This is a genomic window from Pseudomonas sp. YL2 (assembly GCF_023063025.1).
In the GTDB taxonomy this organism is placed as follows: Bacteria; Pseudomonadota; Gammaproteobacteria; order Pseudomonadales; family Pseudomonadaceae; genus Aquipseudomonas; species Aquipseudomonas putida_A.
Map to the genome: position 1 here is coordinate 116,526 of NZ_JAJSLU010000012.1, position 26,489 is coordinate 143,014.

General features: G+C 61.8%; 27 protein-coding genes. 13 read left to right on the forward strand and 14 right to left on the reverse strand.

The genetic code is table 11. The annotated features are described in order from the left end of the window. Positions 1 to 45: 45 nt before the first annotated feature. Positions 46 to 468 (forward strand): hypothetical protein, encoded by a 423-nt coding sequence (locus LVD08_RS18015; protein ID WP_247268828.1) that lies wholly within the window; start codon positions 46 to 48, stop codon positions 466 to 468. Here the strand turns inward: LVD08_RS18015 and ligD are convergent, their stop codons facing one another. From ligD to LVD08_RS18035, 4 genes are all read right to left on the reverse strand, one after another. Beyond that, positions 469 to 3,087, reverse strand: coding sequence for a DNA ligase D (gene ligD / locus LVD08_RS18020; RefSeq protein ID WP_247268829.1), 2,619 nt, complete (start codon positions 3,085 to 3,087; stop codon positions 469 to 471). 17 nt (positions 3,088 to 3,104) lie between these two features. Further along, positions 3,105 to 4,058, reverse strand: coding sequence for a methyltransferase (locus LVD08_RS18025; protein WP_096796486.1), 954 nt, complete (start codon positions 4,056 to 4,058; stop codon positions 3,105 to 3,107). A 10-nt stretch (positions 4,059 to 4,068) separates the two neighbouring features. Then, complete coding sequence (locus tag LVD08_RS18030) at positions 4,069 to 5,448, reverse strand: iron-containing redox enzyme family protein (RefSeq protein ID WP_247268830.1); 1,380 nt, start codon at positions 5,446 to 5,448, stop codon at positions 4,069 to 4,071. Between the two features lie 165 nt (positions 5,449 to 5,613). Next, the gene (locus LVD08_RS18035) at positions 5,614 to 6,381 is read right to left on the reverse strand and encodes a tellurite resistance TerB family protein (protein ID WP_247268831.1); all 768 of its coding nucleotides are present in this window, start codon (positions 6,379 to 6,381) and stop codon (positions 5,614 to 5,616) included. Between the two features lie 250 nt (positions 6,382 to 6,631). Here LVD08_RS18035 and pcsA point away from each other — a divergent pair, with 250 nt between their 5' ends. After that, positions 6,632 to 7,354 carry a phosphatidylcholine synthase gene (gene pcsA / locus LVD08_RS18040; protein ID WP_027611662.1) on the forward strand — a complete coding sequence of 241 codons (723 nt, stop codon included), beginning with the start codon at positions 6,632 to 6,634 and terminating at the stop codon, positions 7,352 to 7,354. Between the two features lie 137 nt (positions 7,355 to 7,491). Here pcsA and LVD08_RS18045 read toward each other — a convergent pair whose 3' ends face one another. Both LVD08_RS18045 and LVD08_RS18050 read right to left on the reverse strand, forming a co-directional pair. Then, positions 7,492 to 8,304, reverse strand: a complete 813-nt coding sequence (locus LVD08_RS18045; RefSeq protein WP_247268832.1) for a class I SAM-dependent methyltransferase — start codon at positions 8,302 to 8,304, stop codon at positions 7,492 to 7,494. A 30-nt stretch (positions 8,305 to 8,334) separates the two neighbouring features. Next, positions 8,335 to 8,607, reverse strand: coding sequence for a DUF4242 domain-containing protein (locus LVD08_RS18050; protein ID WP_247268833.1), 273 nt, complete (start codon positions 8,605 to 8,607; stop codon positions 8,335 to 8,337). 229 nt (positions 8,608 to 8,836) lie between these two features. On the opposite strand from LVD08_RS18050, the gene LVD08_RS18055 reads away from it, so the two are divergent. Then, on the forward strand, positions 8,837 to 9,298 hold the full coding sequence (locus LVD08_RS18055; protein WP_247268834.1) for a GNAT family N-acetyltransferase: 462 nt from the start codon (positions 8,837 to 8,839) through the stop codon (positions 9,296 to 9,298). A 44-nt stretch (positions 9,299 to 9,342) separates the two neighbouring features. Here the strand turns inward: LVD08_RS18055 and LVD08_RS18060 are convergent, their stop codons facing one another. Further along, positions 9,343 to 9,606 (reverse strand): DUF2790 domain-containing protein, encoded by a 264-nt coding sequence (locus LVD08_RS18060; RefSeq protein ID WP_247268835.1) that lies wholly within the window; start codon positions 9,604 to 9,606, stop codon positions 9,343 to 9,345. Between the two features lie 296 nt (positions 9,607 to 9,902). Between LVD08_RS18060 and LVD08_RS18065 the strand changes: the two genes are divergently transcribed. From LVD08_RS18065 to LVD08_RS18080, 4 genes are all read left to right on the forward strand, one after another. After that, positions 9,903 to 10,643 carry a response regulator gene (locus LVD08_RS18065; RefSeq protein ID WP_027611658.1) on the forward strand — a complete coding sequence of 247 codons (741 nt, stop codon included), beginning with the start codon at positions 9,903 to 9,905 and terminating at the stop codon, positions 10,641 to 10,643. Beyond that, positions 10,640 to 11,941 (forward strand): ATP-binding protein, encoded by a 1,302-nt coding sequence (locus LVD08_RS18070; protein ID WP_247268836.1) that lies wholly within the window; start codon positions 10,640 to 10,642, stop codon positions 11,939 to 11,941. Before LVD08_RS18065 ends, LVD08_RS18070 begins: the two co-directional genes overlap by 4 nt. A 310-nt stretch (positions 11,942 to 12,251) precedes the next feature. Then, positions 12,252 to 13,298, forward strand: a complete 1,047-nt coding sequence (locus LVD08_RS18075) for a class I SAM-dependent methyltransferase (protein WP_247268837.1) — start codon at positions 12,252 to 12,254, stop codon at positions 13,296 to 13,298. 155 nt (positions 13,299 to 13,453) lie between these two features. Beyond that, positions 13,454 to 14,296 carry an NAD-dependent protein deacetylase gene (locus LVD08_RS18080; RefSeq protein WP_247268838.1) on the forward strand — a complete coding sequence of 281 codons (843 nt, stop codon included), beginning with the start codon at positions 13,454 to 13,456 and terminating at the stop codon, positions 14,294 to 14,296. A gap of 107 nt (positions 14,297 to 14,403) precedes the next feature. On the opposite strand, the gene LVD08_RS18085 is transcribed toward LVD08_RS18080, so the two are convergent. After that, the gene (locus tag LVD08_RS18085) at positions 14,404 to 15,279 is read right to left on the reverse strand and encodes a LysR family transcriptional regulator (protein WP_247268839.1); all 876 of its coding nucleotides are present in this window, start codon (positions 15,277 to 15,279) and stop codon (positions 14,404 to 14,406) included. A gap of 150 nt (positions 15,280 to 15,429) precedes the next feature. On the opposite strand from LVD08_RS18085, the gene LVD08_RS18090 reads away from it, so the two are divergent. Genes LVD08_RS18090 through LVD08_RS18100 form a run of 3 tightly spaced genes read left to right on the forward strand, consistent with a single transcriptional unit; the run spans position 15,430 to position 18,011 of the window. Then, entirely contained in the window at positions 15,430 to 16,128 is a 699-nt protein-coding gene (locus LVD08_RS18090; RefSeq protein WP_098964529.1) for a CoA transferase subunit A, read from the forward strand. A gap of 24 nt (positions 16,129 to 16,152) precedes the next feature. Then, positions 16,153 to 16,818 carry a CoA transferase subunit B gene (locus LVD08_RS18095; protein WP_027611653.1) on the forward strand — a complete coding sequence of 222 codons (666 nt, stop codon included), beginning with the start codon at positions 16,153 to 16,155 and terminating at the stop codon, positions 16,816 to 16,818. A gap of 11 nt (positions 16,819 to 16,829) precedes the next feature. After that, positions 16,830 to 18,011, forward strand: a complete 1,182-nt coding sequence (locus LVD08_RS18100; RefSeq protein WP_027611652.1) for an acetyl-CoA C-acetyltransferase — start codon at positions 16,830 to 16,832, stop codon at positions 18,009 to 18,011. A 226-nt stretch (positions 18,012 to 18,237) separates the two neighbouring features. Here LVD08_RS18100 and LVD08_RS18105 read toward each other — a convergent pair whose 3' ends face one another. Together LVD08_RS18105 and LVD08_RS18110 are read right to left on the reverse strand one after the other, a co-directional pair. Then, entirely contained in the window at positions 18,238 to 19,557 is a 1,320-nt protein-coding gene (locus LVD08_RS18105; RefSeq protein WP_027611651.1) for an Nramp family divalent metal transporter, read from the reverse strand. A 71-nt stretch (positions 19,558 to 19,628) separates the two neighbouring features. Further along, positions 19,629 to 20,165: a chalcone isomerase family protein gene (locus LVD08_RS18110; protein WP_247268840.1), complete on the reverse strand. Its 537-nt coding sequence runs from the start codon at positions 20,163 to 20,165 to the stop codon at positions 19,629 to 19,631. Positions 20,166 to 20,296: 131 nt separating this feature from the next. On the opposite strand from LVD08_RS18110, the gene LVD08_RS18115 reads away from it, so the two are divergent. Both LVD08_RS18115 and LVD08_RS18120 read left to right on the forward strand, forming a co-directional pair. Next, a complete protein-coding gene (locus tag LVD08_RS18115) occupies positions 20,297 to 21,079 on the forward strand; it encodes a hypothetical protein (protein ID WP_247268841.1) in 783 nt (260 codons plus the stop codon). Positions 21,080 to 21,164: 85 nt separating this feature from the next. After that, on the forward strand, positions 21,165 to 21,731 hold the full coding sequence (locus LVD08_RS18120) for a hypothetical protein (protein WP_086792572.1): 567 nt from the start codon (positions 21,165 to 21,167) through the stop codon (positions 21,729 to 21,731). A 3-nt stretch (positions 21,732 to 21,734) separates the two neighbouring features. On the opposite strand, the gene LVD08_RS18125 is transcribed toward LVD08_RS18120, so the two are convergent. From LVD08_RS18125 to LVD08_RS18140, 4 genes are all read right to left on the reverse strand, one after another. Next, positions 21,735 to 22,451: an alpha/beta hydrolase gene (locus LVD08_RS18125; RefSeq protein WP_247268842.1), complete on the reverse strand. Its 717-nt coding sequence runs from the start codon at positions 22,449 to 22,451 to the stop codon at positions 21,735 to 21,737. Between the two features lie 170 nt (positions 22,452 to 22,621). After that, entirely contained in the window at positions 22,622 to 23,734 is a 1,113-nt protein-coding gene (locus LVD08_RS18130; protein ID WP_247268843.1) for a M14 family metallopeptidase, read from the reverse strand. 198 nt (positions 23,735 to 23,932) lie between these two features. After that, a complete protein-coding gene (locus LVD08_RS18135) occupies positions 23,933 to 24,712 on the reverse strand; it encodes an ABC transporter substrate-binding protein (RefSeq protein ID WP_003226194.1) in 780 nt (259 codons plus the stop codon). A 245-nt stretch (positions 24,713 to 24,957) separates the two neighbouring features. Continuing rightward, positions 24,958 to 25,386, reverse strand: a complete 429-nt coding sequence (locus tag LVD08_RS18140) for a rhodanese-like domain-containing protein (RefSeq protein WP_247268844.1) — start codon at positions 25,384 to 25,386, stop codon at positions 24,958 to 24,960. Between the two features lie 102 nt (positions 25,387 to 25,488). Between LVD08_RS18140 and ftrA the strand changes: the two genes are divergently transcribed. Continuing rightward, a complete protein-coding gene (gene ftrA, locus LVD08_RS18145) occupies positions 25,489 to 26,463 on the forward strand; it encodes a transcriptional regulator FtrA (protein ID WP_098964537.1) in 975 nt (324 codons plus the stop codon). Positions 26,464 to 26,489: the final 26 nt, after the last annotated feature.

Genomic DNA, 26,489 nt, shown 5'->3' on the forward strand with positions numbered 1-26,489 from the left:
GGACGGCAGCTGAGGGCGCATAGGCAAAACCGTCTGACGGCCTCTATGATGGAGGCCATGACGATTCTTGCGCCTCCTGCGCCTTTGCGCTCACCCTGCCCGCCCGGCGCCTGCGATTGCGGGCGCGACGCGTTGCTGGAAACGCCGGGCACGGATCTGCGCATTCTGCGCCTGACCCGCGAGCAGGAAAAAATCCTCCTCTCCCGCTTGGAACAACTTAAAGACCTTGCGGACTTGCGGCATCTGCAACAGCGCATGCACGAACAGTTGGGCCTGCGTGTGGAAGTCGCTCCGGGGTTTCATGAGGTACGCAGCATGCTCGGCATCGAGATTCAGATCGAGGCGCTGCCGGGACTATGCCGCAAGACCCGCAAGTCAATCCCGGCGGCCATTCGCCGAGGTCTGAACAACCACCCCGAAATCGCCTTCGAACTGCTCAACGCTCACGACTTGCTGCGCGACACCTGATCATTTTTTCATGCCAACCCGCTTGCGCATCTCGGCGGTGATGCTCTGGCGGGTTTTCTTCAGGTCGGCCCACGGCTCATCGCCGACTTCGTTCAGACGCTCATGGACATTGCTGATATTCCACTGATTGCCACCCTTGATCTCCCCCACTTCTTCGCGAAACAGCGGTACCGACACCGGCAGTCCCTCGCGGGTTCGCGCGGCGTAGGCACAAATGGTGGTGGCGCCCAGACCGTTGCGCAGGTAGTCGATGAAGATCCGCCCGACACGATTTTTCGGCCCGGACACTGCGGAAAAGCGTTCCGGCAACAAATTCGCCATGTGACTGACGATCGCATGGCTGAAATCCTTGACCTCGTCCCAGCCATGCTTGCGGGTCAAAGGCACCACCAGGTGAATGCCCTTGCCGCCGCTGGTCTTGAGAAACGCCTTGAGCCCCAGTTCATCCAGTACGGTCAGGGTGAGCGCCGTGGCTTCGACCATGCTTTTCCACGGCAGCGCAGGGTCTGGATCGAGGTCGAGAACAAACCGGTCAGGCTTTTCCAGATCGACGGTGGTGGCGTTCCAAGTGTGCAACTCGACCGTGCTCATCTGCACTGCGCCGATCAAGGCTTCGGCGTTGTTGATCAGCATCACCGGTTGCCCGGTGACGTCCTTGTCCAGGGTGGTAATGCCGGGGATCGCCAGGCGCTCGGCGTTTTTCTGAAAGAACAGTTCGCCGGCAATGCCGTCCGGCGCCCGCACCAGCGCAACCGGGCGATCCTTGAGCTGCGGCAGAATCCACTCGGCGACGCTGGCGTAATACTCGGCCAATTGCATCTTGGTGGTGCCGCTGACCGCATCGATCACCCGGTCGGGGTGGGTGATGCGCACTTTGCCGCTGGCGAGGCCCAGCTGGGACGGCGCCGCTTCGGCTTTCTTCGGCTCCGTAGCTTTCTTTGATTCTGCAGCTTTCTTCGACGAGGCAGCTTTTTTCGACGGGGTGGGTTTCGCTGAAGTCTTCACGGGTTTCGCGCGCTCCTCGGTAATCGACTTGGCCGGTTTGTCATTGCGCAGACCATGGAACACGGCGTGGCGTACCGAGCCATCCTTGGTCATTTCGGCGAACGCCACTTCTGCCAACAGATTCGGTTTGAGCCAGTGCACGCCTTTGGCCTCGAAGCCGCTCGGCGGATTAACCACCGCAGCCTTCTTGACCTGCAACGGCTTGAGCTGGGCCAGGATGCTTTTCAGTGTGGTCTCGTTGAACCCAGTGCCGACCTTGCCGGCGTAGCGCAACTCGCCGCTGTCGCGATCATGCAGGCCCAGCAATAACGCGCCGAAGGCACTGCGCGCACCTTTCGGATCGGTATAGCCGACGACCACGAATTCCTGCCGATGCTTGCACTTGAGCTTGATCCAGTCACTGCTGCGCCGCGAAACGTAAGGCGAGCCGAGGCGTTTGCCGATCAGCCCCTCCATCTGCATCTGACAGGCGCTGTTGAGAAGTGCGTCTGCCGTTTCATCGAAGGCCTCGGAGAAGCGCAGCAACGGCTGCTCATACCCGCCGAGTACCGTGGACAACGCCGCGCGGCGCTCCTCGACCGGCACTTCGCGCAGGTCAACGCCGTTGAGGTAGGGCATGTCGAACAGGTAGTACATGATGCTGCCGCTGCGCCCGGCTTCGAAGGCGTTTTGCAGCGCCTGAAAGTCCGGCACACCCTGCTCGTTGGTGACCACCACTTCGCCGTCCAGCCATGCCGATTCCAGCCCCAGCTCAGCGAGGGCTTGCGCCTGTTGCGGCAGTTTGTGCGTCCAGTCGTGACCGTTGCGGGTGAAGAGTTGCACCTGGTCGTGATCGATGCGCGCCAGGATCCGGTAGCCGTCGAACTTGATCTCGTAGCTCCACTGCCCTTCGGGTGCGCTGTCGACCAGGGTCGCCAATTCCGGCTTGAGTTGCGCCGGCAGTTTGGCCTTGCGCGCACCAGTGAGTGTCCCGGATGCCGCTTTGCGCGGTTTCGCCGGGGTCTTTTTCACGGGTTTGACTTGTTCGGCGGCGAGCTTGGGTTTGCTGATCAGGGTGCGTTCGCTGAGCACGCTGTCCGGCTCGGCGCTGAGCACATCGTAATCGTCCTGCGGGCGCGCCGCACTGTCCTGATGTTTGATCAGAAACCAGTTTTCCTTCTTGCCCGGCATGTGCGTGCGCACCAGGTTCCAGATCCCGGAGAGCTTTTCGCCTTGCAGCTCGAACTTGAGTTTACCCTTGGCATAGGCCTTGGCCGGATCCTCCTGCGGAATCCATACACCGCGATCCCAGACAATTACATCTCCGGCGCCGTAATGCCCTTCGGGAATGCTGCCCTCGAACGTCGCGTAATCCAGCGGATGGTCTTCGACGTGTACCGCCAGACGCTTGACCTTGGGATCGAGTGACGGCCCCTTGGGCACCGCCCAGCTCTTCAGCGCGCCATCGAGTTCGAGGCGAAAGTCATAATGCAGGTGCGAAGCGTCGTGCTTCTGGATGCAGAACTGCAGCGCATGTTCACTGGCCTTGCTGCGGCCACGGCGTTTGACCGCGGCGGGTTCCGACGTCGCGGAAAAGTCGCGCATACGATTGTAGTCGTCGAGATTCCTGTTCATGGCGCACCTGCCTTGTGTCAGCCAATGCGGGTCACGGTCAGCGCGACCACGGCGATCCGGTCCACGCGCTGGTAACCGGGGTTCAACAACTCTTCACCGAACACGTCGGGATCCAGCTCGCGATAGGTCCAGCCGAATCGCGTCGAATCCAGGCGCGGCACCACGGTGTCGAAAAACGGATCGCCGCCATCGACCATCGCCACGCCGGTGTACAGCAACAAGGAGCCACCGGGTGCCAGCCGATTGAGCGCCTGCTCGACGATACGCAGCGACAATCCGGCGCCGAGCGAGCCACCGCCATGCCGATAAGCACGCCCGGCCGGGTCAGCCATGTACGGCGGGTTGGCGACGATCAGGTCGAAGTTGCCTTCGGTGCCCTGCAGTACATCACTGGCCTGCACCTCGACATTGGCGACCTCGGCCAATGCTGCGTTGATCGCGGTCAGGCGCAGCGCGGCGGGATTGATGTCGACCGCCAGCACCTGCGCTTCTCGCCGTGCGCGGGCAATCAGGATTGCGCCGACGCCAGCACCGCAGCCGATGTCTACCGCGCGCTGAATCGGCGCGAAGCTCTGCTGCAGATGCGCGTGAATCAGCTGTGCGAAACGATAGGTGTCCGGGCCGAAAAACACCGAATCGGCGGCATCGGTGGGAAAGCCGGAATGCACGAACAACAAGTCATCCAGACTCGACCAGCGCACCCGGCTTTTCAGGCGGCCGTCGTAGACGTCAATCACTTGCGCATCCTGCAACTGCCGCTGTTCATCGGCGGACAGCAAGCCAGGTTCGAACGGACGCGACCAGCCGAACACGTCGCGCAGGGTATCGGCGACCTGCCCTTCGTCACGCTGGTTTACGCGCTGATGGGTCAAGGGCGTCGGCGTGACGAAACGGTAGCCGTCAGCCTGCAAGCGCCGGCCGAGTTGTAGCAGCGTCAGGTCGTTGGCGGACAGTTGTTCTTCCTGATTCATGGGGATTTCCTTAACGCAGACTGGATTTGAGTTCGATGAAGCGACGCGTCGCCAGAAGCCCCGCCGGGTGGGCATGGCGGGCCGGTGCCAACCATGGGATCAGCGTGGCCATTTGCGCGTGACCGTCCTGACCTTGCAGCGCAGATGTCAGGCGCTGCACATCGGGATCGTGTTCGGGCACGGCGGCGTCCGGGGTGGCGACCTGATGGCTGCGTCGTGGCGCTTTGCGTTGGTCGGATGGGGTCCAGTCACCGGCAATCCAGTCGTGCAGCAGCTGCTTTTCATACGGACTGAACACGCCGAACATCGCCGCACCGTCGCCGTCGATCAACTGCCAGAAACGGCTGGCTTGCGGATCTTCATTGCGTTTGATCCAGCCTTTGTCCTGCATTGCCTGCAGGAAACCCGGTAGCTGTTGGGGAGTGGCCAGCCACTGATTGACCGTTTTGCCTTCGAAACGGCAGTAGTCGGAATGCATGTGCTGACCGAACGGGCGCTTGCGCTCTAGCATCGCCAGCACTTCCTGCTCCAGGTCAAAACCTTCGATGATCGCGCGGCTGCCCTGCCCCAGGTCGTTGAGTCGATAGCCTAGCGATACCCGGCGCAGGAATTCGCCGCGATCGGCTTCCAGTGGTAGCAGGTCGAGCACCGACTGCACGGCTTTTTGCGCATGGCCGGTGCTGGCGTTATCGATGGTCACATGCAGGGTGAAGTAGTACGGATCAATGCCCAACTCGCTGAGTTCATAGGCACTGATCAGCAAGTGCAGCGGCAGTTGTTCGTAGCCGAGGTTGTAACCGATCACCTCCGGCAGAAAGCTTTCGCCACAGGCACCGAGTGCCAGTTGCAGCGCACCTTGCAGGTAGCGTTCATCGGCGATGGCGCTGGCGTCCTGCAAACCGTGCTCAGCGAGCAGTTTGCGGTAGATCACTACGTGGTTTTGCGCCGGATTGCCGTCGCCCAGTTCTTCCAGATAGGTACACAGCAACCCGTCGAAACGCGGGTCGCGCCACTGCGCCAACAAACCGTACAGCCACGCGCCATCCACCAGTTTGGTCGGCGCCACGGCTTGCAGAAAATACAACGCGTGAGCCTTGTTGCTGAAGAACTGACGCGGTCCGCCGGACTGGCGCTGTTGCAGGTAATCGGCGTACTGCCGGGCAACTTCTGTGCAGTGCCCGGCGACCCAGCCTTGCCACGCCGACGGATCCTGCGGAAGTTCTTCGGGCAACAGCGCGGCGCGCTGCAACTGCTCGGCGAGAAAATCCTGCGCGAGGGTATCAGGCGCATCCTCAAGCAGCAGTGCCTCATAAATACGCCGCAGATCGCCGTCGGCAATGATGGGCTGTTGCTGCGCGCTCGGCGCCTGCAGAGGGGTCAGGGCAGTCATGTCAGTGTTCTCGTTCGGTTGGCCGGTCAGGGCGTTGTTTCACGCCTCTACATCAGCAGAGCAACCGCTACGGAGAAAAATTCAATCGACATGAAAATCGCCCTGACGGACGGAGCATCGTGGTCCCGGCAAGGGCTGCCCGAGACCGCAATTTTTGACGGTGCTTCAGGCCTGACCTTTGGCCTGAGCCTCCAGGTGCACCTGCAATTGCGGGTCGATCTGCAGCGCGGCAGCCAGTTCATCCAGGTAGTTGCGTTCGGCGTCTTGCTGATCGTCCACCAGGATCACGCTGACCAGGTACATTTCGGCGGCCGTCGCCGGGTCGTCGTTGGCCGCCTGCGCGACTTCGTTCGCATCCAGCGGTTTGGCAACTTCAGCGTTAAACCATTGCTGCAATTGTGGATCGTCGGTGTGTTTGCCAATCTCTTCATCGATCATCTGCCGTTCCCGGTCATCGATCTCACCATCAGCCTTGGCTGCCGCGATCAGCGCCCGCAGCACAGCATGCCCGTGCTCCTCGACTTCGGGCCCGGCCAGCAGATTTGCGGTTGGCGGAATCTGTTGTGGCGCCGCCGACGCCTGACTGCGTTGCCAGGCCTGATACGCCTGGAACGCCATCATCCCCAGCGAGGCCAGTGCCGCATAATTGGTGCCGCTGGAACGGCTTTGTGTACCGCCGCCACCGAGTGCCCCGCCCAACGCGCCGCCCAATCCACCGCCGCCACCGCCGCCAAGCAGACCACCCAGCAATCCACCCAAACCGCCCAGCCCACCGGACTGCGCGCCACTGGCGCCTGTACTCGCGCCGCCGCCCAACAGGCCACCGAGCAAGCCGCCCAGTCCGCCCAGACCTGCGCCGGCCGAAGCGCCACTTGGTTGTCCCACCGAGGCCTGGCCCCGCAGTAGTTGTTCGAGCAAATCACTGGTGTTCATGATCTCGTCCTCAGCCATTGGCAATAAATGCGTCAGGCAACAATAGACCGCCGACGCCGGCGCGCCAGCACCGTCTGGCTGACGCTGGCAGATTTCGCCGAGGTATTTTTTGTGCGGGCAGCTAAGATTCAAAGGTGGTGAACCTTATCCCGGCCAAACCGGTCGATAGCTGCAACCCCGACCTGGTTTGCCGGCGCCCATTGCCCGAGGGTGATAACCGGCATGCTTCATTTTTCTGGAGAACGCCCCTGTGATATCGACCGTACACATCGCCAGGCTCAAAGCATGGGGCGCCCATGGTTTTACCGCGACCGGCGTGGTCACAGCCTTCCTGGCGACCCTCGCCCTGCTGGAGAACCAGCCGACTCACTGCCTGATGTGGCTGGGCGTGGCATTGATCGTCGACGGTCTCGACGGGGCGTTGGCGCGTAAGGTCAATGTGCAATCGGTGCTGCCGAGTTTCGACGGCTCGATCCTCGATCTGGTGATCGACTACCTGACCTACGTGTTCATTCCGGCGCTGTTCATCTATCGCTACATTCCCCTGCCCGACTACACCCTGCTGCTGAGCGTGTCGCTGATTCTGGTGTCGTCGCTGTTCTGTTTCTGCAACGTCAACATGAAGAGCAAGGACAACTATTTCGTCGGTTTCCCCGCCGCGTGGAACGTGGTTGCCCTGTGCCTGTACATCATCGACCCGGGGCCGTGGATCACCTTTCTGACCATCATCGGTCTGGCGCTGCTGACCGTGACCCGCATGAAGTTCCTGCACCCGTTCCGGGTACGCCGGTTCATGCCGATCAACATCGCGGTGACGGCCATCTGGCTGCTGTGCAGCCTGTCGCTGGTGCTTAATCACCCGGTGATCAATCCGCTGGTGATGGGTTTGTGGTTGCTGGCGTCGGCGTACTTTCTGGGGATCTGCATCTGGCGTACGGCGCTGGAGTGGTTTGATCGGCCGCACCTGAAATAGGCCTGATCGCCACACCTAAAACCTGTGGGAGCGGGCTTGCTCGCGAATGCGTCTGTCCAGTCAATAATTCTGTCTACTGATCCACCGCATACGCGAGCAAGCCCGCTCCCACAGGGGTTTTGCATGGTTCTGAACATTCAGCGCTTGGTAATGACCACCTCCAGATACTCGCTCGGCACCACCAGCGACTTCTCTCCCACGCGGTTCGAGCGGTTCAGCAGATCCGCCAGATCACTCTCCAGCGCCTGCCCGCTTTCCGGCGGCAATGCCGCGAAGGCCTTGTGCACCGGCCCGTACCAGTGGCGGAAAATGTCGATGAAATGCGCCGCCGAGCGATAGCGGAAGTTGAAGGTGCGGCGGGTGACCTGCAGCAGAAATTCGCGCTCATTGAAGTGGCTGTGCAACCACGCTTCAGTGCCCCAGTTCGACGGTGGCTGGGCTATGGGGGGTGGTGGGACGTGGCGACCAAGCACCTTGAACATCTGGCCGACGAAACCTTCCGGTGTCCAGTTCGCCAGACCGATGCGCCCGCCCCTTCGGCAGACCCGCGCCAGTTCTGCAGCTGCAGTGGCCTGATCCGGGGCAAACATCACGCCAAAGGTCGACAGCACCGCGTCGTAACTCTCGTCGGCGAACGGCAACGCTTCGGCATCGGCGACCTGAAAAATCACATCCAGATGCTCGGCCCGCGCCCGATCCTGTCCCCGCTCCAGCAGCGCCGCGACATAGTCGGTCGAGGTCACCTGACAACCACGTCGCGCCGCCGCCAGAGTCGCATTACCGTTACCGGCCGCGACATCCAGCACCTCCTCATCGCAGTGCAGGTCGCAGGCCTCGGCGAGGTTTTCGCCGACGATCTGCAAGGTGGTGCCGATCACCGCGTAATCACCGCTGGCCCAGGCGACTTTCTGGCGCTCTTTCAGACCCGTCAGATCAATGGGAGTACTCATCAATCGTGCTCCGCAGCAGGTAGAAGGACTTCATTCGGCCGTGGTCGGGTCGATGACCGTCATCACCCGCGCCACGCTGTTGGCCGGGAATCCACCCAGCCTGGCGTGCTCGCGCACCTGCTCTTCGTCAGGGGCGATGTAGACGCAATAGATTTTGTCGGCGGTGACGTAACTCTGCAGCCACTGCACCTCTGGCCCGAGTCCACGCAACACCTGGCAGGAGGTTTGCGATACGGCTTGGAGTTCTTGCGGCGACAGCTTTCCGGCCCCTGGAATCTCGCGTTCAATCACGAATTTCGGCATGGCAACCTCGCGTTCTTTTTATCAGTGACAGGGCCGACAGTGGCCCTGCTCATCCACTATCGCGCCGAGGGTCGATGGCGTCCCTGCCAATCGTCCGAAGAGCCGGCAAAACAACGGCCGGGCCGATGAGTGGCGGTTTTTTGTAAAGGCCTCGAGACACTCCGAGATTGCCATTGCGTGGGGCAATCGGCTTTTATGCCTTCCCGTCTTCCATGAATGGATTTCCATCATGTCCCTGCGTCTTGAATGGCTCGTCGATCACCCGCAGCACAGCGACACTTACGCCGAGTGGATCCACCGCCAGTTCGCCTACGAATACGCCGAGCAACCCTTGGCCGAATGGCAACGCGAGTTCGCTGCCGGCCAGAACAATGGCGACTGGTCATGCCTGATTGCGCTGGACGGCGAGCGTCTGCTCGGCGGTGCGGCGCTGGCCCGGGCGGATCTGGCCCTGCGTCCGGATCTCGGCCCTTGGCTGGCGTGCGTGTTTGTCAGCCCGCAAGCTCGTGGCCAGGGGTTGGCAGAGCGGTTGATCGATGGCATCAGCCAGGCGGCGAAACAGCGCGGTTTCGCACGTTTCTATCTGCACACACAGAACAAGCAGGACTACTACGCCAAACGCGGCTGGACAGTGCTGGAGCGCTTTCGCGCCTGGGACAACGAGCAATGGCTCATGGTGCGCGACCTGTGAGCCATTGATATGCGCGGGCGGTGACTGTCGATGCATCTGAGCACTCAGTTCTGGTTGTTACAGCCATCGGCAAATTTGCGGTAATCCAGCACCTGGGTTTTTCCGGCCGAATCCAGGTACGTCATGCGCGCATCGATAATGTCGCAGGTCACCGAGTTGTCCTCGGTCATCGACAGCACTTTCTGGATGTCCAGGTGCGTGCCGTAGGTGTAGGTGTGCGGGCTGACATCGGCTTCGGCCCGGGCCGACAGGGTGCAGATGTTCAGGGCGGCGAACAGGCAGGCGGCGACAACGGTTTTGTGCGTCATGGTGGTTTCCTCAAGGCTTGTATGGGTTGAGCCGAGGCAAGCTGTGCGGGCCTCGATGGAGCCTATTTGAAGCGCGTGAGGTATCGCGCCTGTGTCAGGAAACGACCGCTATCAATCACTGTGTATCCCTGCCGCCCGGAGATACACAGCGATACAAAACCCTGAAAAAATCGCGTTTTTGCATGTGTATGTATCCGCCATTACGCCAGATACACTGCAATACAAACCCGGGCAGGCAAGCCGGCGCAGGCTCGATAGACTGCACGGCATTGCCCTTTGATAGAGGTTCTGCACCGATGGAACATGTCGATCACATCCTCATCGTCGACGACGACCGCGAGATCCGCGAGCTGGTCGGCAATTACCTGAAGAAGAACGGACTGCGCACCACCGTGGTCGCCGATGGCCGGCAGATGCGCAGTTTTCTCGAAGCCAACACCGTCGACCTGATTGTGCTCGACATCATGATGCCCGGCGATGATGGCCTGCAGCTGTGCCGCGAATTGCGCGTGGGCAAGCACAAGGCCACGCCGGTGCTGATGCTCACGGCGCGCAACGATGAAACCGACCGCATCATCGGCCTGGAAATGGGCGCCGACGATTACCTGACCAAGCCGTTCGCCGCCCGCGAACTGCTGGCGCGGATCAACGCGGTGCTGCGGCGCACGCGCATGCTGCCACCGAATCTGGTGGTCACCGAAAGCGGTCGCCTGCTGGCCTTCGGCCGTTGGCAACTGGACACCTCGGCCCGGCATCTGTTGGACAATGACGGCACACTGGTCGCCCTCAGTGGTGCCGAATACCGTTTGCTGCGGGTGTTCCTCGATCATCCACAACGGGTGCTCAGCCGTGATCAATTGCTCAACCTGACCCAGGGCCGCGAAGCCGATCTGTTTGATCGCTCGATTGATCTGCTGGTCAGCCGTTTGCGCCAGCGCCTGCTTGATGATGCGCGTGAGCCGGCCTACATCAAGACCGTGCGCAGCGAGGGTTATGTTTTTTCGCTACCGGTGGAAATCCTCGGGGCCTCGGCATGAGCCTCAAGCTGCATTGGCCACGCACCCTGGCTTCGCGGTTGTCGCTGATCTTTCTGATCGGGCTGATCCTGGCCCAGGCCCTGTCGTTTGGCGCGCAGTATTACGAGCGTTTCCAAAGCGCCAGAAGCACCATGCTCAGCAATATGCAAAACGACGTTTCGACGTCGGTTGCAATCCTCGACCGCTTGCCCGCGCAGGAGCGCCCCGCCTGGCTGCCAAGACTGGCTCGCACCAACTACGATTATCGGTTGAACGACGGCGATCCCGGCGCCCCGCTCGACGCCGAGGAGGTACCGGTGGCCGCGACCTCGATCAGCAGTGCGATCGGCGGCGCCCGTCCGCTGTCCTTCAGCCGTTTTCCCGCGGAGAAAAAACACTTCCAGGCCCATTTGCGCCTCAGCGACGGCAGCCCGCTGACCATCGATGTGCGCCCGGCCATGCCGCCGCTGTCGCCGTGGCTGCCGGGGGTGTTGCTCGGGCAACTGGCGCTGCTGATCGCCTGCACCTGGCTGGCGGTGCGCATTGCCATACGCCCCCTCGCCCGCCTCGCCAATGCCGTGGAATCCCTCGATCCCAACGCCCATCCAGTGATGCTCGACGAGCAAGGCCCGACCGAAGTGGCCTACGCCGCACGGGCCTTCAACGCGATGCAGGCGCGCATCGCTGCATACCTGAAAGAGCGCATGCAACTGCTGGCGGCGATTTCCCATGACCTGCAAACCCCGATCACCCGCATGAAATTGCGCGCAGAGTTCATGGACGACTCGGTCGAGAAAGACAAACTGTGGAACGACCTCGGCGAGATGGAGCATCTGGTGCGCGAAGGCGTGGCGTATGCCCGCAGCATCCACGGCTCGACCGAGGAAAGCCGGCGCACCGATCTCGACTCGTTCCTCGACAGCCTGGTGTTCGACTATCAGGACATGGGCAAGGACGTGCAGCTGAGCGGCAAGAGCGCGGCGGTGATCGATACCCGTCCCCAGGCCCTGCGCCGGGTGCTGGTGAACCTGACCGACAACGCACTGAAATTCGCCGGTGCCGCGCAGTTGCAGGTCGATATCGACGACGGTCTTTGCATCAAAATCCTCGATCGCGGGCCAGGCATTGCCGAAGCCGAGTTGCAACAGGTCATGCAGCCGTTCTACCGGGTGGAAAACTCGCGCAACCGCAGCACCGGCGGCACCGGCCTGGGCCTGGCCATCGCCCAGCAACTGGCCATGGCCCTCGGCGGATCACTGACCCTGAGCAACCGCGAGGGCGGAGGCCTGTGCGCGGAGTTGAAATTGCCCCTGCGCTGATCCCCACACTAATCAACTGTGGGAGCGGGCTTGCTCGCGAAAGCGGCGTATCAGCCCCTGATGCATCGACTGACACACCGCGTTCGCGAGCAAATCGAATCTTAGTACCGCCGCTCCCACATTGGAATTTGCATGGAGCACAAACGCTGCATCTTGCCCCAGCCCGACTAGACTGTTTCATTACCCAGTCGAGGGGGATTGCAGGACGACGTCAGCTGTGCCCTGCCCACTTCTGTGACCACCGCCCAGCGGCCCATGCCTCGACAACGTTTTGCCACCGGACGGTGATCCTGTATCAGGAGCACTCGTGATGGACGAAACACGACTCAACGCCTTCATGGGCAAACTGGTCAACGACATGGGCGGCGCCGCGATGCTGGCGAACGTCATCGTTGGCGAAGAACTCGGGCTGTACCGGGCGATGGCCGACAGTCAGCCGATCACCCCGCAAGCCCTCGCCGAAAAAACCACCTGCAACCCGCGTCTGGTACGCGAATGGCTCAGCGCACATGTCGCGTCCGGCTATATGGAGCATCACGATGGCCAGTTTCGGTTGCCGGAAGAGCAGGCGCTGGCACTGGCCGTGGAAGACTCGCCGGTGTACGTCGCCGGCGGGCTCGGTGTGGTGGCCTCGTTTTTCCACGACAAGGACAAACTGGTCAAAGCCATGCGCGGCAATGGCGCCCTGCCCTGGGGCGATCACCATCCGTGCATGTTCAGCGGCACCGAACGCTTCTTTCGCCCCGGCTACAAAGGTCACTTGATCGCTGAATGGCTGCCGGCGCTGGACGGCGTGGTCGCCAAACTCGAAAAAGGCGCCAAAGTCGCCGACATCGGCTGCGGCCACGGCGCCTCGACGGTGATCATGGCCCAGGCGTATCCCAACTCGCGCTTCGTCGGTTTCGATTATCACGCGCCGTCGATCACCGTCGCCACCCAGCGCGCCGAAGAAGGCGGCGTCAGCAGCCGGGCGAAATTCTTCCAGAACGACGCCAAAAGCTACCCCGGCAACGACTATGACCTGATCTGTTACTTCGACTGCCTGCACGACATGGGCGACCCGGTCGGCGCGGCCCGGCATGCATTCAAATCATTGAAGAAGGACGGCACGGTGCTGCTGGTCGAGCCGTTTGCCAATGATGCGCTGGACGACAACATCAACCCGGTCGGACGCCTGTTTTACGCGGCCTCGACCTTTATCTGCACGCCGAATTCGCTGTCCCAGGAAGTTGGCCTGGGGCTGGGTGCGCAGGCCGGTGAAATGCGCTTGCGCAAGGTGTTTACCGAGGCCGGGTTCAAGCATTTTCGCCGGGCGACGCAGACGCCGTTCAATCTGATTCTGGAGGCGCGCAAATAAATCACCGCTATCACCGGTGGCGAGGGAGCTTGCTCCCGTCGGTTTGTGTAGCGACCCTGAAAACAGAGGCCTGCTGCGCAGTCCAGCGGGAGCAAGCTCCCTCGCCACACGGTTAATGCTAACCTGCGGGCATCGTCCTCCCCGGAGTGCTGACCATGCTCGACAGCCCGACCCGCGAACACCTCGACACCCTGCACCAGGCCATGGCCGATGGCGGCTTTGTGGTGCTGACCGGCGCGGGCATCAGCACGCCGTCGGGCATCCCGGATTACCGCGACAGCGAGGGCGTACGACGGGGTCGGCAGCCGATGATGTATCAGGAATTTCTCGCCGCCCCGGAATCCCGTCGCCGCTACTGGGCGCGGGCCATGCTTGGCTGGCCGCGGGTGCGTCAGGCGCGGCCCAATGCCGCGCATCAAGCACTGGCCGATTTGCAGCGCCGGGGTCTGGTCAGCGCCTTGATCACGCAGAACGTCGACACCCTGCACGATCAGGCTGGCAGTCAGGACGTGATCGAACTGCATGGCAGCCTGCACCGTGTGTTGTGCCTGGATTGCGGCCAGCGCAGCGCGCGTGACGACATTCAGCAGCGGATGGTCGAGCAGAATCCGTATCTGGCCGGGGTCGATGCGGTGCAGGCGCCGGACGGCGATACCCTGCTCGACCCGGCCTTCGAAGCACGCTTCCAGACACCGCAGTGCCCGTATTGCGCCGGTGAGCGGATGAAGCCGGACGTGGTGTTTTTCGGCGAGAACGTAGCGCAACCGACAGCGGCGCGAGCCATGGCGGCGGCAGAGAATGCTGCGGGATTGCTGGTGGTGGGTTCGTCGCTGATGGCGTATTCGGCGTTTCGTCTGTGCCGGGTGATCGCCGATCGGAGCAGGCCGTTGCTGGCGATCAATCTGGGCAAGACCCGCGCCGATGATCTGCTGGATCTGAAGATCGAGGCGTCATGCGAACAGCTGCTGCCGTTGCTGGTGCAACGTCTGACCACCTGAACCGATGATTCCCCTGTAGGAGCGAGCCTGCTCGCGATAGCGTCCTTTCAGCCAAGACTTTCCTCGACTGATACCCCGCCTTCGCGAGCAAGCCCGCTCCCACAGGATCAATGTTCGGCTTTGAGGATGTCGAACAGTGCCTGCGCCGCTGCCGACAGCTCATTGCCCGGCTCCGTGAGCACACCAATCGCCCGCTCCACCGAATCATTCAAGGTCAGGCAACAGGCGCCCAGCTCCTGCATCTGCTCGGCGCACAACGCTGGCACCGCACTCACCCCCAGGCCACTGGCGACCATGCGCCCGACGGTTGCCAGTTGATGACTCTCGAATTCCACCGGCAGTTTCATGCCCCGGGCCTGCAAGTGCTCTTCGAGCATCACCCGCACCGTCGACGGCCGTTGCAGGGTGATGAACGGTTCCTGCAGCAGAGTCTGCCAGTCGATCTCTGTGCGCCCGGCCAGCGCGGAATCCTGCGGCACCACTGCGACGAAGCGATCAATGTACAGCGGGGTAAACGTCAGCGAGGTGTTCTGCATCGGCTCGAACGCCACGCCCAGCTCCACCTGCCGGTCGCGAACCATTTCCAGCACTTGCTCGTTGATCACGTCGTTGACTGTGACGTTGACGTTCGGATAGCGCGCGCGAAAGCTCTTGAGGATCGGCGGCAGCAGGTTGCCGGCAAACGACGGCATGGCCGCCAGCGTCACCCGCCCGCGTTGCAGGCTGAAGCGCTGACGCATTTCGTCTTCGGCGTTGTCCCAGTCGGCAATCAGACGCCGGGCCAGCGGCAGCAGCGATTCGCCCTCGGCGGTCAGCGCCACATTGCGCGTGTTGCGACTGAACAACCGCCCGCCCAGCCCCTCCTCCAGCGCCTTGATGGTCAGGCTCAGCGCCGATTGCGACAGGTGCAGACGCTCGCAGGCCACGGCGAAGCTCAGGCTCTGAGCCACAGCGAGGAAAGCACGGATCTGTTTGATGGTCATGAGCGCTATGCTTCCGTATCTGCAATCAATCAATTGTTGAACTTTATCAATCAATCAACCTTAAAAATCAACTTAACAAATATATTCTCCAGCGAGACACTCCAGTCATTCGGCTAGCCAGCCGCCCGACAAACAATAAAAGAGGTGCATATGGCAGGTTTCGACAAGCGCGTGAGTTCCTACGAGGAAGCTCTGGCCGGTCTTGAAGACGGCATGACCGTGATCGCCGGCGGCTTCGGCCTGTGCGGCATTCCGGAAAACCTGATCGCCGAGATCAAGCGCAAGGGCACCCGCGACCTCACCGTGGTTTCCAACAACTGCGGCGTCGACGGTTTCGGCCTCGGTGTGCTGCTGACCGACCGCCAGATCAGCAAAGTCATCGCCTCCTACGTCGGCGAAAACAAACTGTTCGAAGAGCAACTTCTCAAGGGCGACATCGAAGTCATCCTGACCCCGCAAGGCACCCTCGCCGAGAAAATGCGTGCAGGCGGCGCCGGCATCCCGGCCTTCTTTACCGCCACCGGCGTCGGCACCCCGGTCGCCGAAGGCAAGGAAGTGCGCGAATTCAACGGGCGCAAGTACCTGATGGAAGAGTCCATCACCGGCGACTTCGCCATCGTCAAAGGCTGGAAAGCCGACCATTTCGGTAACGTCGTCTACCGTCACACCGCGCAGAACTTCAACCCGCTGGCGGCCACCGCCGGCAAGATCACCGTGGTCGAAGTCGAAGAAATCGTCGAGCCCGGCGAGCTGGATCCGTCGCAGATCCACACCCCCGGCATCTACGTCGACCGGGTCATTTGCGGCACGTTCGAAAAGCGCATCGAACAGCGCACCATCCGCAAATAATTCAGGCTGACGGAGAATAAAAACATGGCACTTACCCGCGAACAAATGGCTCAGCGCGTCGCCCGCGAAATGCAGGACGGCTACTACGTGAACCTCGGCATCGGCATTCCGACCCTGGTCGCCAACTACATTCCCGACGGCATGGAAGTCATGCTGCAATCGGAAAACGGCCTGCTCGGCATGGGCCCGTTTCCGACGGAAGACACCATCGATGCCGACATGATCAACGCCGGCAAACAGACCGTGACCGCGCGCATCGGCGCATCGATTTTCAACTCCGCCGAATCCTTCGCGATGATCCGCGGCGGGCATGTCGACCTGACCGTGCTGGGCGCGTTCGAAGTCGACGTTGAAGGCAACATCGCCTCGTGGATGATTCCCGGCAAACTGGTCAAGGGCATGGGCGGCGCGATGGATCTGGTGGCTGGCGCCGACAACATCATCGTGATCATGACCCACGCCTCCAAGGACGGTGAGTCCAAACTGTTGGCCAGGTGCAGCCTGCCGCTGACCGGCGCCGGCTGCATCAAGCGCGTGCTGACCGACCTCGCCTATCTGGAAATCGAAAATGGCGCTTTTGTCCTCAAGGAACGCGCACCTGGCGTCAGCGTCGAGGAAATCGTCGCCAAAACCGCTGGTAAACTGATCGTCCCGGATCACGTACCGGAAATGCAGTTCGCTGCCCAGTGAGGAATTCGAAAATGCAAGACGTCGTAATTGTTGCCGCCACCCGCACCGCGATCGGCAGTTTCCAGGGTTCGCTGGCCAGCGTGTCCGCCGTGGATCTGGGCGCTGCGGTAATTCGCCAGTTGCTGGAACAAACCGGTCTGGACGGTGCGCAGGTCGATGAAGTGATCATGGGCCAGGTGCTGACCGCTGGCGCCGGCCAGAACCCGGCGCGTCAGGCGGCGATCAAGGCCGGCCTGCCCCACGCCGTGCCGGCCATGACCCTGAACAAGGTCTGCGGCTCGGGCCTGAAAGCCCTGCACCTGGGCGCGCAAGCGATCCGTTGCGGCGATGCCGAGGTGATCATCGCCGGCGGTCAGGAGAACATGAGCCTGTCCAACTATGTGATGCCGGGCGCACGCACCGGTCTGCGCATGGGTCACGCGCAAATCGTCGACACCATGATCAGCGATGGCCTGTGGGACGCTTTCAACGATTACCACATGGGCATCACTGCCGAGAATCTGGTCGATAAATATGAGATCAGCCGCGAGCAGCAGGACGCCTTCGCCGCCGCCTCGCAGCGCAAAGCTGCGGCTGCCATCGAAGCCGGGCGCTTTGTCGATGAGATCACCCCGATTCTGATCCCGCAGCGCAAAGGTGATCCGGTGGCGTTCAAGGTCGACGAACAACCACGTGGCGACACCACCGCCGAATCGCTGGCGAAACTGCGTCCGGCGTTCAAGAAGGACGGCAGCGTCACCGCCGGCAATGCTTCCTCGCTGAACGATGGCGCCGCCGCAGTCATCCTGATGAGCGCCGAAAAGGCCAAGGCCCTGGGCCTGCCGGTGCTGGCAAAAATCGCCGCGTATGCCAACGCCGGTGTTGACCCGGCGATCATGGGCATCGGCCCGGTCTCGGCCACCCGTCGCTGCCTAGACAAGGCGGGCTGGAACATCGGCCAACTGGACCTGATCGAGGCCAACGAAGCCTTCGCTGCGCAATCGCTGGCAGTGGCCAAGGATCTGCAATGGGATCTGGACAAGGTCAACGTCAACGGCGGCGCCATCGCCCTCGGTCACCCGATCGGTGCATCGGGCTGCCGCGTGCTGGTGACGCTGCTGCACGAAATGATCAAGCGTGATGCGAAAAAAGGTCTGGCGACCCTGTGCATCGGCGGCGGTCAGGGTGTGGCGCTGGCGCTGGAACGCGCTTAACCCCCGAGTTCACAGCGGGCGGCGGATCCACGACATCCGCTACTCGCTGGCAACAAAAAACCCGGTGCGACTTGCGTTGCACCGGGTGTTTTTTTGCTCATTCAAAATCTTCTTTGAATGGACCTCCCTCTTCGCGAGCAAGCCCGCTCCCACAGGGGAATGCATTCCAGGGTGGGAGCGGGCTTGCTCGCGAAGGGGCCAGTTCAGGCAACAGAAAAACCAGGGCTCACACCACCATCTGCAGAATCAACCAGGCATTCGCGCCACTGATCACCGCAAACAAGCCCCACGCCAGCACCCGGGTCGGCAGCCGGTTCACAAACGGCCCCATCAGTTGCTTGTCGCTGGTCATGCGGATCAGCGGGTACAGCGCAAATGGCAGTTGCAGGCTGAGCACCACCTGACTCAACACCAGCAACTTGCCCACCGCGTTATCCCCCATCAGCCACACGCCGATGAACGCCGGGATCAGTGCCAGTCCGCGAGTGATCAACCGCCGCTGCCAGCAGGGAATCCGCAGGTTCAGATAACCCTCCATGATCACCTGTCCGGCGATGGTCCCGGTGAACGTCGAGCTCTGCCCCGACGCCAGCAACGCCACGCCGAACAGCACACTGGCCAGCGCGCCGCCGACCAGCGGGTCGAGCAGGTGGTAGGCGTCCTGAATGTCGACCACGTCGGTATGCCCGGACTGGTGAAACGCAGCCGCCGCCAGAATCAGAATCGCCGCGTTGACCAGCAGCGCCAGCGCCAGCGAGCCGATAGTGTCGATGCGCGCCAGGTTGACCGCGTCCTGCTTGCTGGCCAGGTCCTTGCCGATCATCCGCGTCTGCACGATCGAAGTGTGCAGGTAGAGGTTATGCGGCATCACCGTCGCGCCGAGAATACCGATCGCCAGATACAGCGGTGCGGCATCGCTGATCGCCGAGAGCGACGGTTTGAAACCGGCGAACACATCCGGCCAGTAGGGTTTGATCAGCACCAGTTCAACGAAGAAACACACGCCGATGGTCGCCACCAGCACCAGCATGATCGCCTCCAGCCGACGGAAGCCACGGTTCTGCAAGGCCAGCACCAGCAGCGTGTCGAAGGCGGTCAGGGCAATGCCGAAGGTCAGCGAACAGCCAAGCAACAAGTGAAACGCCAGGGCGCAGCCGAGCACTTCGGCCAGATCAGTGGCGATGATCGAGATTTCCGCCAGCACCCATTGCAGGCGTGCGGTCGGGGTGCTGTAGCGCTCGCGGGACAATTGCGCCAGATCGCGACCGGTGGCGATGCCCAGACGCGAGCACAGGCACTGCACGACCATTCCTGCCAGACTTGCGAGCAACACCACGAACAGCAGGCTGTAACCAAAACGCGAACCGGCCTCGATCGCGGTCGCCCAGTTGCCCGGGTCCATGTAGCCGATCGACACCAGCAAGCCAGGCCCGGCAAAACGCAGCACGCGTTTGAAGAACGAAGCGCTCGGATCCACCGCGACACTGCCGGCCACCTCCGGCGGGCAGAACGGCGCGGTGGCGATTTTGGGTAAGCTGAATTTCACGCACACATCCAGAAACAAGTTCGAAAGACGCAGCTTAGAGGTTTCAGTCAGCGCCTTGAAGAACAAAAACTCTATCGGCTCATGCCCAACAGTTGCTCACGCAGTTCGGGATTGCGCGTACGCGGATCCAGCCAGATATCGAAAAACGCCCGGGCAAATTGCGGATCATCGATTTCATGCTGCAACTGCTGACCGACAAAAAACCGCGCGCCCTGCCCCGGCAGATACACGCCCGTAATCCGCGTGCCGGCCTGCACATCGACGAACGATTGCTGCATTTGTCCTTGCCACCTGGCCAGTTGCGCGGGACTGACGCCCGAGCCTGCCAGGCGTTTGATTTCATCGACACTGGCCTGCACCAGATCATCGCGGGAGATCTTGCGCCGATAGATCAACTCCAGGGCGAAGGGCTGTTCGGTGGACAACGGGCGTGCCGCGCTCCACAACCGGGCGTTGTAGACGTCGAAGCCGAGCACACTGAAATCGCCGGTGCCGATGATTTGCGCGCCGGGCACGGCGTCCTGCCAATTGGCCCAGGTCGGCGTGAGTAACAACGCCCACAAGCCGATGCCACAGCACCCACGCAGCAACTTCGATGGTTTGCTCATCGCGGCATCGACTCCGGTAAACCCTGATCTTCAGAGCATAGCGGATATCACCCGCAGACTTTGTATACAAAAATTGTCGATCAATGCAGCAATCGGTTACCTTGGCCGTTCCATCCCCGGAGGCCTCCCGCGTGCTGATCCTCAAATTACTGCTGATCCCCGCTTTTCTGCTGCTGATTTCTCTCGCCGGCAAGCGCTGGGGACCAAGCGTCGCCGGTTGGCTGTCGGGGCTGCCGGTGGTGGTCGGGCCGATTCTGTTTTTCCTCGCCATCGAACAGGGGCCGCAGTTTGCCGCGCAATCGGCGGTGGCGGCGCTGTCAGCGATGTTCGCCATGATCGCCTTCTGCATCACCTACGCGCAGGTGGCGCAGCGGGCGAACTGGCCGTTGGCGCTGACGGCGTCACTGTCGGTGTGGGCGGGACTGGCGCTGGTGTTGTCGCTGGTTCCGCCGTCACTGACGTTCTCGGTCGCTGCGGCGGCGATTGCCCTGCTCGCCGCGCCGTACCTGTTTCCCGACGTGCAGCCGGTGCTTAACGGCCCGGCAACGAAGTCGGACAAACTGCTCTGGCGGATGATTGCCGGCGCGGCGCTGACGCTACTGGTGACCATGCTTGCGAGTACCGTGGGCGAGCGCTGGAGCGGCTTGCTCGCGGTGTTCCCGGTGCTCGGCAGTGTGATGGCGGTATTCTCTCAGCAGACTCGTGGCCCAGCGTTTACCGCAGCATTACTGCGGGCGACGGCGACCGGCATGTACTCGTTCTCGGCATTTTGCCTGGTGACGGCGCTGACCCTGCCGAGTCTCGGCCTCAGCGGATTCATCGCCGGTGTCGCGGTGTCGGTGGCCATGCTCGGGGTCACCCGCAAACTGCTGGCCCGACCGACTCCCGCCAAAAGCCCACAACCTCAAGGCTGAGGCAGCCTGACAAACCGCGCTGGAATGCCAGGCATGCTCCGTGGGATCATCGCCGCCCTGGCGCGACCATCCCTCGGAGATTCACATGTCATTGCTCAGCAAGAAAGCCGTCGTCCTGTTGCTGGCGGCGGTCGCCGGCCTCGGCGCCCTCAACGCCCAGGCAGCCAAGCCCAAGGAAAAGGCCTCGACCAACAACGTGTCGATGCTCGACGGCAAGTTCACCTTCGTCCTGCCCAAAGGCTTCACCGCCGACCCGCTGCCGGCCGGGCCAACCGGTGCCAAGGGCACGATGTACACCAATCAGGCGACCAAGACCGTGGTCATCGCCGCGGAAAACCAGATCGCCGGCGGCGCCAGCGTCAAGGACAACGACAACGAATTTCTCGATGGCAGCCTGGCGAGTTTCATCGATGACCAGCGCAAGGCCCTGCCGGACTTCAACAAGCTCAGCGAAAAAAGCCTGACCCAGAAAAGCAGCGGCCTCGGCGTGCGTCAGGTCGACAGCACCGCCACTCAGGGCGGCGGCCAGACCCTCAATACCACCCTGCTCGCCGCCTCCGGCAAGCGCATGGCGCTGGTTCAGGTGATTTCCCGGGCCAGCGACAAGAGCGGTCACGATGCGCTGGTGAAAACCATCCTCAAGGACAAGTGATCCTTACGGATTGAGCTGCTGCAGCCAGGCGTTCAAGTCCCGCAGCTCGGCAGAACTGATGCTGTGGCCGACACCGGGATAAGCGTGAAACTCGGGGCTGTAGGCGAGTTTCTGCAGCAGCGCATTGGCCTCGGTGCCGTCGCGGTACGGCACTCGATCATCGGCGGTGCCATGGCCGATGAAGATCTTCAGCGGCAACGGTTGTTGCTGCGCCTGGAGCTCGGTTTTCAACACCGGCAACAGGCGTCCGCTCAACGCTGCAATGCCGCCGACCGCCACGGGCGGACGCAAGCCCACCTCGTACGTCATCATCGCGCCCTGGCTGAAGCCTATCAGGTACACCTTGTCCGGGCTGGCGTGATATTTCTTCGCCGCCTGGGCGACAAACTCCCGCAGTTTCTGACCGCTGGCCTTCAGATCATCGGTCTCACCGTTGTAGGCGCCTTCGCCTTTTTTGCGAAACCACTGGAAACGCCCTTCGCCCAACGCCAACGGCGCCTGCACCGAAAGGTAGTTGTACTGCGCCGGCAGCTGAAACTTCATGCCGATCAGATCGGCTTCGTTACTGCCGTAACCGTGCAGAAAAATCACCAGCGGCCGAGTGTTCGCGTCCGGGTGAACCTGTTCGATGTATTTCAGTGGCAAATCGCTTTGCAGCGTGGTTTGCGCGTGGACGACGCTGGACGCCAGCAGGGTTAACAGGGCAAACGCCTTCAACATAGAGCCTTCCTTCACAGAGTGTCGGGTTCGTCGGTGAGCCTAACACTCTCTGAAGATTGTGGTGCTGGCGAGACCGCTATCGCGAGCAGGCTCGCTCCTACAGGGAAAACGCATTCCAAATGTAGGAGTGAGCCTGCTCGCGATGAGGCCGGAAAATCCAAGGAAATCTGTCAGTCGTTGATCAGCTTGCCCACCCGAATCGGCTCACGCCCCGCCACCTTGGCCTGCCAGATCCCCGGCTGGGTGTAGCGCCCACGATCAATCGCAAACAGCACGCCACTGGTGCCGGCGCGGACGGTGGTGAGGCGGTCGTTCAACGGATCCACCACCTCGAACAGCGCATCGCCCTGCTCGACCCACTCCCCGGCATTGCGCAGGAAACTGACCACGCCATGGTGCGGCGCGAACAGGTATTCGGTGCCTTCGAACGGCATGCCTTCGCAGCATTCGCTCGGTGCCGCCGGCCATTCGCCGCTGATGAAACCCTGCTCGGCGAGAAAGCCGAGAATCGCTTCACAATTGGCCTGCGCCTGATCGACCCGCGTGTCGCCCATGCTGCCCAGCTCAAGGGTGGTGGCGAGGTTCGCCGGGGGAATCGCCGCGTTTGGAAACGCTCGCGCCAGACGAAGCCACGGCGATGAGCACGATTCATCGAACGAACTGCCACCGGAGTCTTCGCACAACAAGGCCACGCCGGCCTTCAGTCGCGCCGCCAGCGATTGCCAGCGCGGCCAGTGTTGCGGCAATGCGTAAATGTGAATCGCCGCGTCGAAATCGCAATGCAGATCGAGGGTGATGTCGGCGTCGCAGGCATGGCGCAGCAGCAAGCGGTGCAGCGCTTCCAGTTGCGAGGCCGGGGCTGGCAACTCATCGAGCACCTGGCCCATGGTCTGGCGGATCAGCGCGATGTTGGCCTCGGCGTCGCTGCCCAGTTGCTCACCGATTCGCGCCGCCACCGGCGCACTGAGTTCAACAAACGCGCGGTTGAAATTCTTCCCGCTGCCCAACTCGAAGCGCCCCATGTGGCTGCCTTGCAGATGCTGGTCGAGGCCGATCGGGTTGGCCACCGGCACGAGCTCGATCACGCCTTGCAGACGGCTCTGCTGTTCCAGCGCGTTGAGGCGTTGCTTGAGTTCCCACGCGGTGCGCATCCCCGGCAGTTCGTCGGCGTGCAGGCTGGCCTGGATGTACACCTTGCGGCTGCCCGCGCCGTAACGGAAGACGCTGAGGGAACGTTCGCTGCCCAGATGGCTCCAGGGCAGGACATGGTCGATGCGTTGCATGGGTAACTCCTGAATGGCTGGATCACGCAGATCCCCTGTAGGAGTGAGGCCGCTCGCGGTAGCGGGGTGTCAGGCCCTAAAGCGGCTGGATGTTAAACCGCCATCGCCAGCAGGCTCACTCCTACACGGGTCTCCTATGAAGCAGAGCATAAAAAAAGTGGCCACCGCGCAAACGGGACCACTTTTTTCTACAGCGTATTAATGGCCGTACACGTCAAAGTCGAAGTACTTGTCCTGGACTTTCTTGTACTCGCCATTGGCGCGGATTTCAGTGATGGCCTTGTTGAATTTCTCGGCCAGCTCGGTATCGCCCTTGCGCACCGCGATGCCCGCGCCACCGCCGAAGTACTTGGCGTCTTCGTAGGTCGGGCCGACGAATTCGAAGCCTTTACCGGCGTCGGTCTTCAGGAAACCGTCGCTGAGGTTGACCGAGTCGGCCAGCATCGCGTCAAGACGACCAGATTTCATATCCAGGTTGGCTTCCTGTTGCGAGCCGTAGCGCACCACTTCAAACCCGGCGTCCTTGGCCATGTCGGTGGCGTAGCGGTCGTGGGTACTGGCGCGCAGCACGCCGACTTTCTTGCCCTTGAGCTCGGTCAGCGGGTCTTTGACACCGGAGCCTTCCTTCATCACGAAGCGCGCCGGGGTGTGGTAGTACTTGATGGTGAAATCGACGTTTTTCTTGCGGTCGTCAGTGATGGTCATCGAGGACAGGATCGCGTCGATCTTCTTCACTTTGAGTGCCGGGATCAGACCGTCGAATTCCTGCTCGACCCACACGCATTTGACGTCCATCTGTTTGCACAGGGCATCGCCGATATCGACGTCGAACCCGGTGAGTTTGCCATCAGCGGTTTTCATCGAGAATGGCGGGTAAGCGGCTTCGATCCCCAGACGAATCGGTTTGGCGTCTTCGGCCACTGCGGTCAGGGACAACATCGACAGTGCCAGGGCACCGAACATCACTAGCTTCTTCATTTATTACTCCTGTGTGCGGAGGCTTTTATTGGCAGCTTTCGATTGGCGTTCGGTCATGGCCATTGAGCAGCAAAAACCGACGTGGCCGGCAGTCTATGGCGGCGCGCACAGGGCAAATTGTGTTTAGGCGACAAATACTTACAGAAAATCGGCGCACGCGTTGACCGGGATCAACGGTGCGCCGACATGGTGCAAAGGCTGTAGGGCAAACTCCGATTCTGCTCAGGAAATGGCTGAAAAAACTGTCAGCATTCGCAGGCAATGACAACTCGGGCAGGCTGTTCGACACTCAGCGAAAAACCCTCATCCAGCCAGCCGGTCACGCCGCCGATCATCTCCTTGACCGGGTAACCCAACGCCGCCAGTTTCACCGCAGCCTTGTTGGCGCCGTTGCAGTGCGGGCCGGCGCAATAGACCACGAACAACGTGCTCGTCGAATACTCCGCCAGGCCTTCGGCGGTCAGCAAGCGGGTCGGAATGTTGATCGCGCCCGGCACGTGACCGCGCTCGAACGCCAAAGGCCCGCGCACATCGACCAGGACAAAATCGACTTCACCGGCTTCCTGGCTGCTGTACACGTCAGTACAATCGGTTTCAAACGTCAGACGGTTGCTGAAATGCATCAGGGCAATCGCCGACGGTGCAGCAGGAATGTCGCGAACCAAGCTGGTCATGTTGTGTGGCTCCTTCATCTGTTGGGGTGTGAGCAGACTTTATCGGGCCGGCACTTGGCGCTACAGTGGCGCGCAAGACACTCACCGGGAATTTTCCGCCAAATGCCTGACTCACCTGGATTGGTCGCGATTCTGGCCTACGATGGCCTCTGTACCTTCGAGTTCGGCATCGCCGTGGAGATTTTCGGCCTGCCCCGGCCGGAATTCGATTTCCCGTGGTACGAGCACCGCATCGTCGCCGTCGATCAAGGGCCGATGCGCGCCATGGGCGGGATTCACGTATTGGCCGACGGCGGCCTGGAGCTGCTGGCGCAGGCGCGCACCATCATCATTCCCGGTTGGCGCGACCGCGAGGCCCCGGTGCCGCCGGCGCTGATCGACGCCTTGCGACAGGCCCACGCCCAGGGTGCGCGGTTGCTGTCAATTTGCTCAGGGGTGTTTGTGCTGGCCGCCAGTGGCTTGCTCGACGGTCACGGTGCGACCACCCACTGGCGCTACACCGATGAACTGGCGCGACGCTACCCGGCGATCGCGGTCAATCCGGATGTGCTTTACGTCGACTCCGGACAGTTGATCACCTCGGCGGGCAGCGCCGCCGGGATCGATGCCTGCCTGCATCTCCTGGCACGGGACTTCGGCACCCAGGTCGCCAATTCAGTGGCCCGGCGTCTGGTGATGTCGCCGCAACGCACTGGCGGTCAGGCACAGTTCATCCCGACGCCGGTCAGCGCGACGCCGCGCAACGACTTGTCGCGGGTGATGCAGTGGGCCCGCGAACGCCTGCACCAACCGCTGGAAGTGCGCGACCTGGCCAGCGAAGCGGCGATGAGCGAGCGCACCTTTCTGCGACGTTTCACCGAGGCCAGCGGACAATCGCCCAAAGCGTGGCTGCAACACGAGCGACTGGCCCGGGCGCGGGAATTACTGGAGAGCAGCGTGCACAACACCGAGCAGATCGCCCAGCGCTGCGGTTATCGCTCGGTGGAAAGTTTTCGCGTGGCGTTTCGCAGCGTGGTCGGGGTACCGCCGTCGGTGTATCGGGAGCGGTTTGGGCGTGGGGTCAAAGCGATTTCCTGAGGTGGCTGTGATGACCCCTTCGCGAG

Coding starts and splice junctions, on each gene's coding strand:
- LVD08_RS18035 (WP_247268831.1), bottom strand. CDS start 6,381: ATGAACACCAGTGATTTGCTCGAACAACTACTGCGGGGCCAGGCCTCG.
- LVD08_RS18120 (WP_086792572.1), top strand. CDS start 21,165: ATGTCATTGCTCAGCAAGAAAGCCGTCGTCCTGTTGCTGGCGGCGGTC.
- LVD08_RS18050 (WP_247268833.1), bottom strand. CDS start 8,607: ATGCCGAAATTCGTGATTGAACGCGAGATTCCAGGGGCCGGAAAGCTG.
- LVD08_RS18130 (WP_247268843.1), bottom strand. CDS start 23,734: ATGCAACGCATCGACCATGTCCTGCCCTGGAGCCATCTGGGCAGCGAA.
- LVD08_RS18110 (WP_247268840.1), bottom strand. CDS start 20,165: ATGAGCAAACCATCGAAGTTGCTGCGTGGGTGCTGTGGCATCGGCTTG.
- ftrA (WP_098964537.1), top strand. CDS start 25,489: ATGCCTGACTCACCTGGATTGGTCGCGATTCTGGCCTACGATGGCCTC.
- LVD08_RS18140 (WP_247268844.1), bottom strand. CDS start 25,386: ATGACCAGCTTGGTTCGCGACATTCCTGCTGCACCGTCGGCGATTGCC.
- LVD08_RS18135 (WP_003226194.1), bottom strand. CDS start 24,712: ATGAAGAAGCTAGTGATGTTCGGTGCCCTGGCACTGTCGATGTTGTCC.
- LVD08_RS18070 (WP_247268836.1), top strand. CDS start 10,640: ATGAGCCTCAAGCTGCATTGGCCACGCACCCTGGCTTCGCGGTTGTCG.
- LVD08_RS18090 (WP_098964529.1), top strand. CDS start 15,430: ATGGCAGGTTTCGACAAGCGCGTGAGTTCCTACGAGGAAGCTCTGGCC.
- LVD08_RS18095 (WP_027611653.1), top strand. CDS start 16,153: ATGGCACTTACCCGCGAACAAATGGCTCAGCGCGTCGCCCGCGAAATG.
- LVD08_RS18025 (WP_096796486.1), bottom strand. CDS start 4,058: ATGAATCAGGAAGAACAACTGTCCGCCAACGACCTGACGCTGCTACAA.
- LVD08_RS18085 (WP_247268839.1), bottom strand. CDS start 15,279: ATGACCATCAAACAGATCCGTGCTTTCCTCGCTGTGGCTCAGAGCCTG.
- LVD08_RS18060 (WP_247268835.1), bottom strand. CDS start 9,606: ATGACGCACAAAACCGTTGTCGCCGCCTGCCTGTTCGCCGCCCTGAAC.
- LVD08_RS18055 (WP_247268834.1), top strand. CDS start 8,837: ATGTCCCTGCGTCTTGAATGGCTCGTCGATCACCCGCAGCACAGCGAC.
- LVD08_RS18080 (WP_247268838.1), top strand. CDS start 13,454: ATGCTCGACAGCCCGACCCGCGAACACCTCGACACCCTGCACCAGGCC.
- ligD (WP_247268829.1), bottom strand. CDS start 3,087: ATGAACAGGAATCTCGACGACTACAATCGTATGCGCGACTTTTCCGCG.
- LVD08_RS18125 (WP_247268842.1), bottom strand. CDS start 22,451: ATGTTGAAGGCGTTTGCCCTGTTAACCCTGCTGGCGTCCAGCGTCGTC.
- LVD08_RS18045 (WP_247268832.1), bottom strand. CDS start 8,304: ATGAGTACTCCCATTGATCTGACGGGTCTGAAAGAGCGCCAGAAAGTC.
- LVD08_RS18065 (WP_027611658.1), top strand. CDS start 9,903: ATGGAACATGTCGATCACATCCTCATCGTCGACGACGACCGCGAGATC.
- LVD08_RS18100 (WP_027611652.1), top strand. CDS start 16,830: ATGCAAGACGTCGTAATTGTTGCCGCCACCCGCACCGCGATCGGCAGT.
- LVD08_RS18015 (WP_247268828.1), top strand. CDS start 46: ATGATGGAGGCCATGACGATTCTTGCGCCTCCTGCGCCTTTGCGCTCA.
- LVD08_RS18075 (WP_247268837.1), top strand. CDS start 12,252: ATGGACGAAACACGACTCAACGCCTTCATGGGCAAACTGGTCAACGAC.
- LVD08_RS18030 (WP_247268830.1), bottom strand. CDS start 5,448: ATGACTGCCCTGACCCCTCTGCAGGCGCCGAGCGCGCAGCAACAGCCC.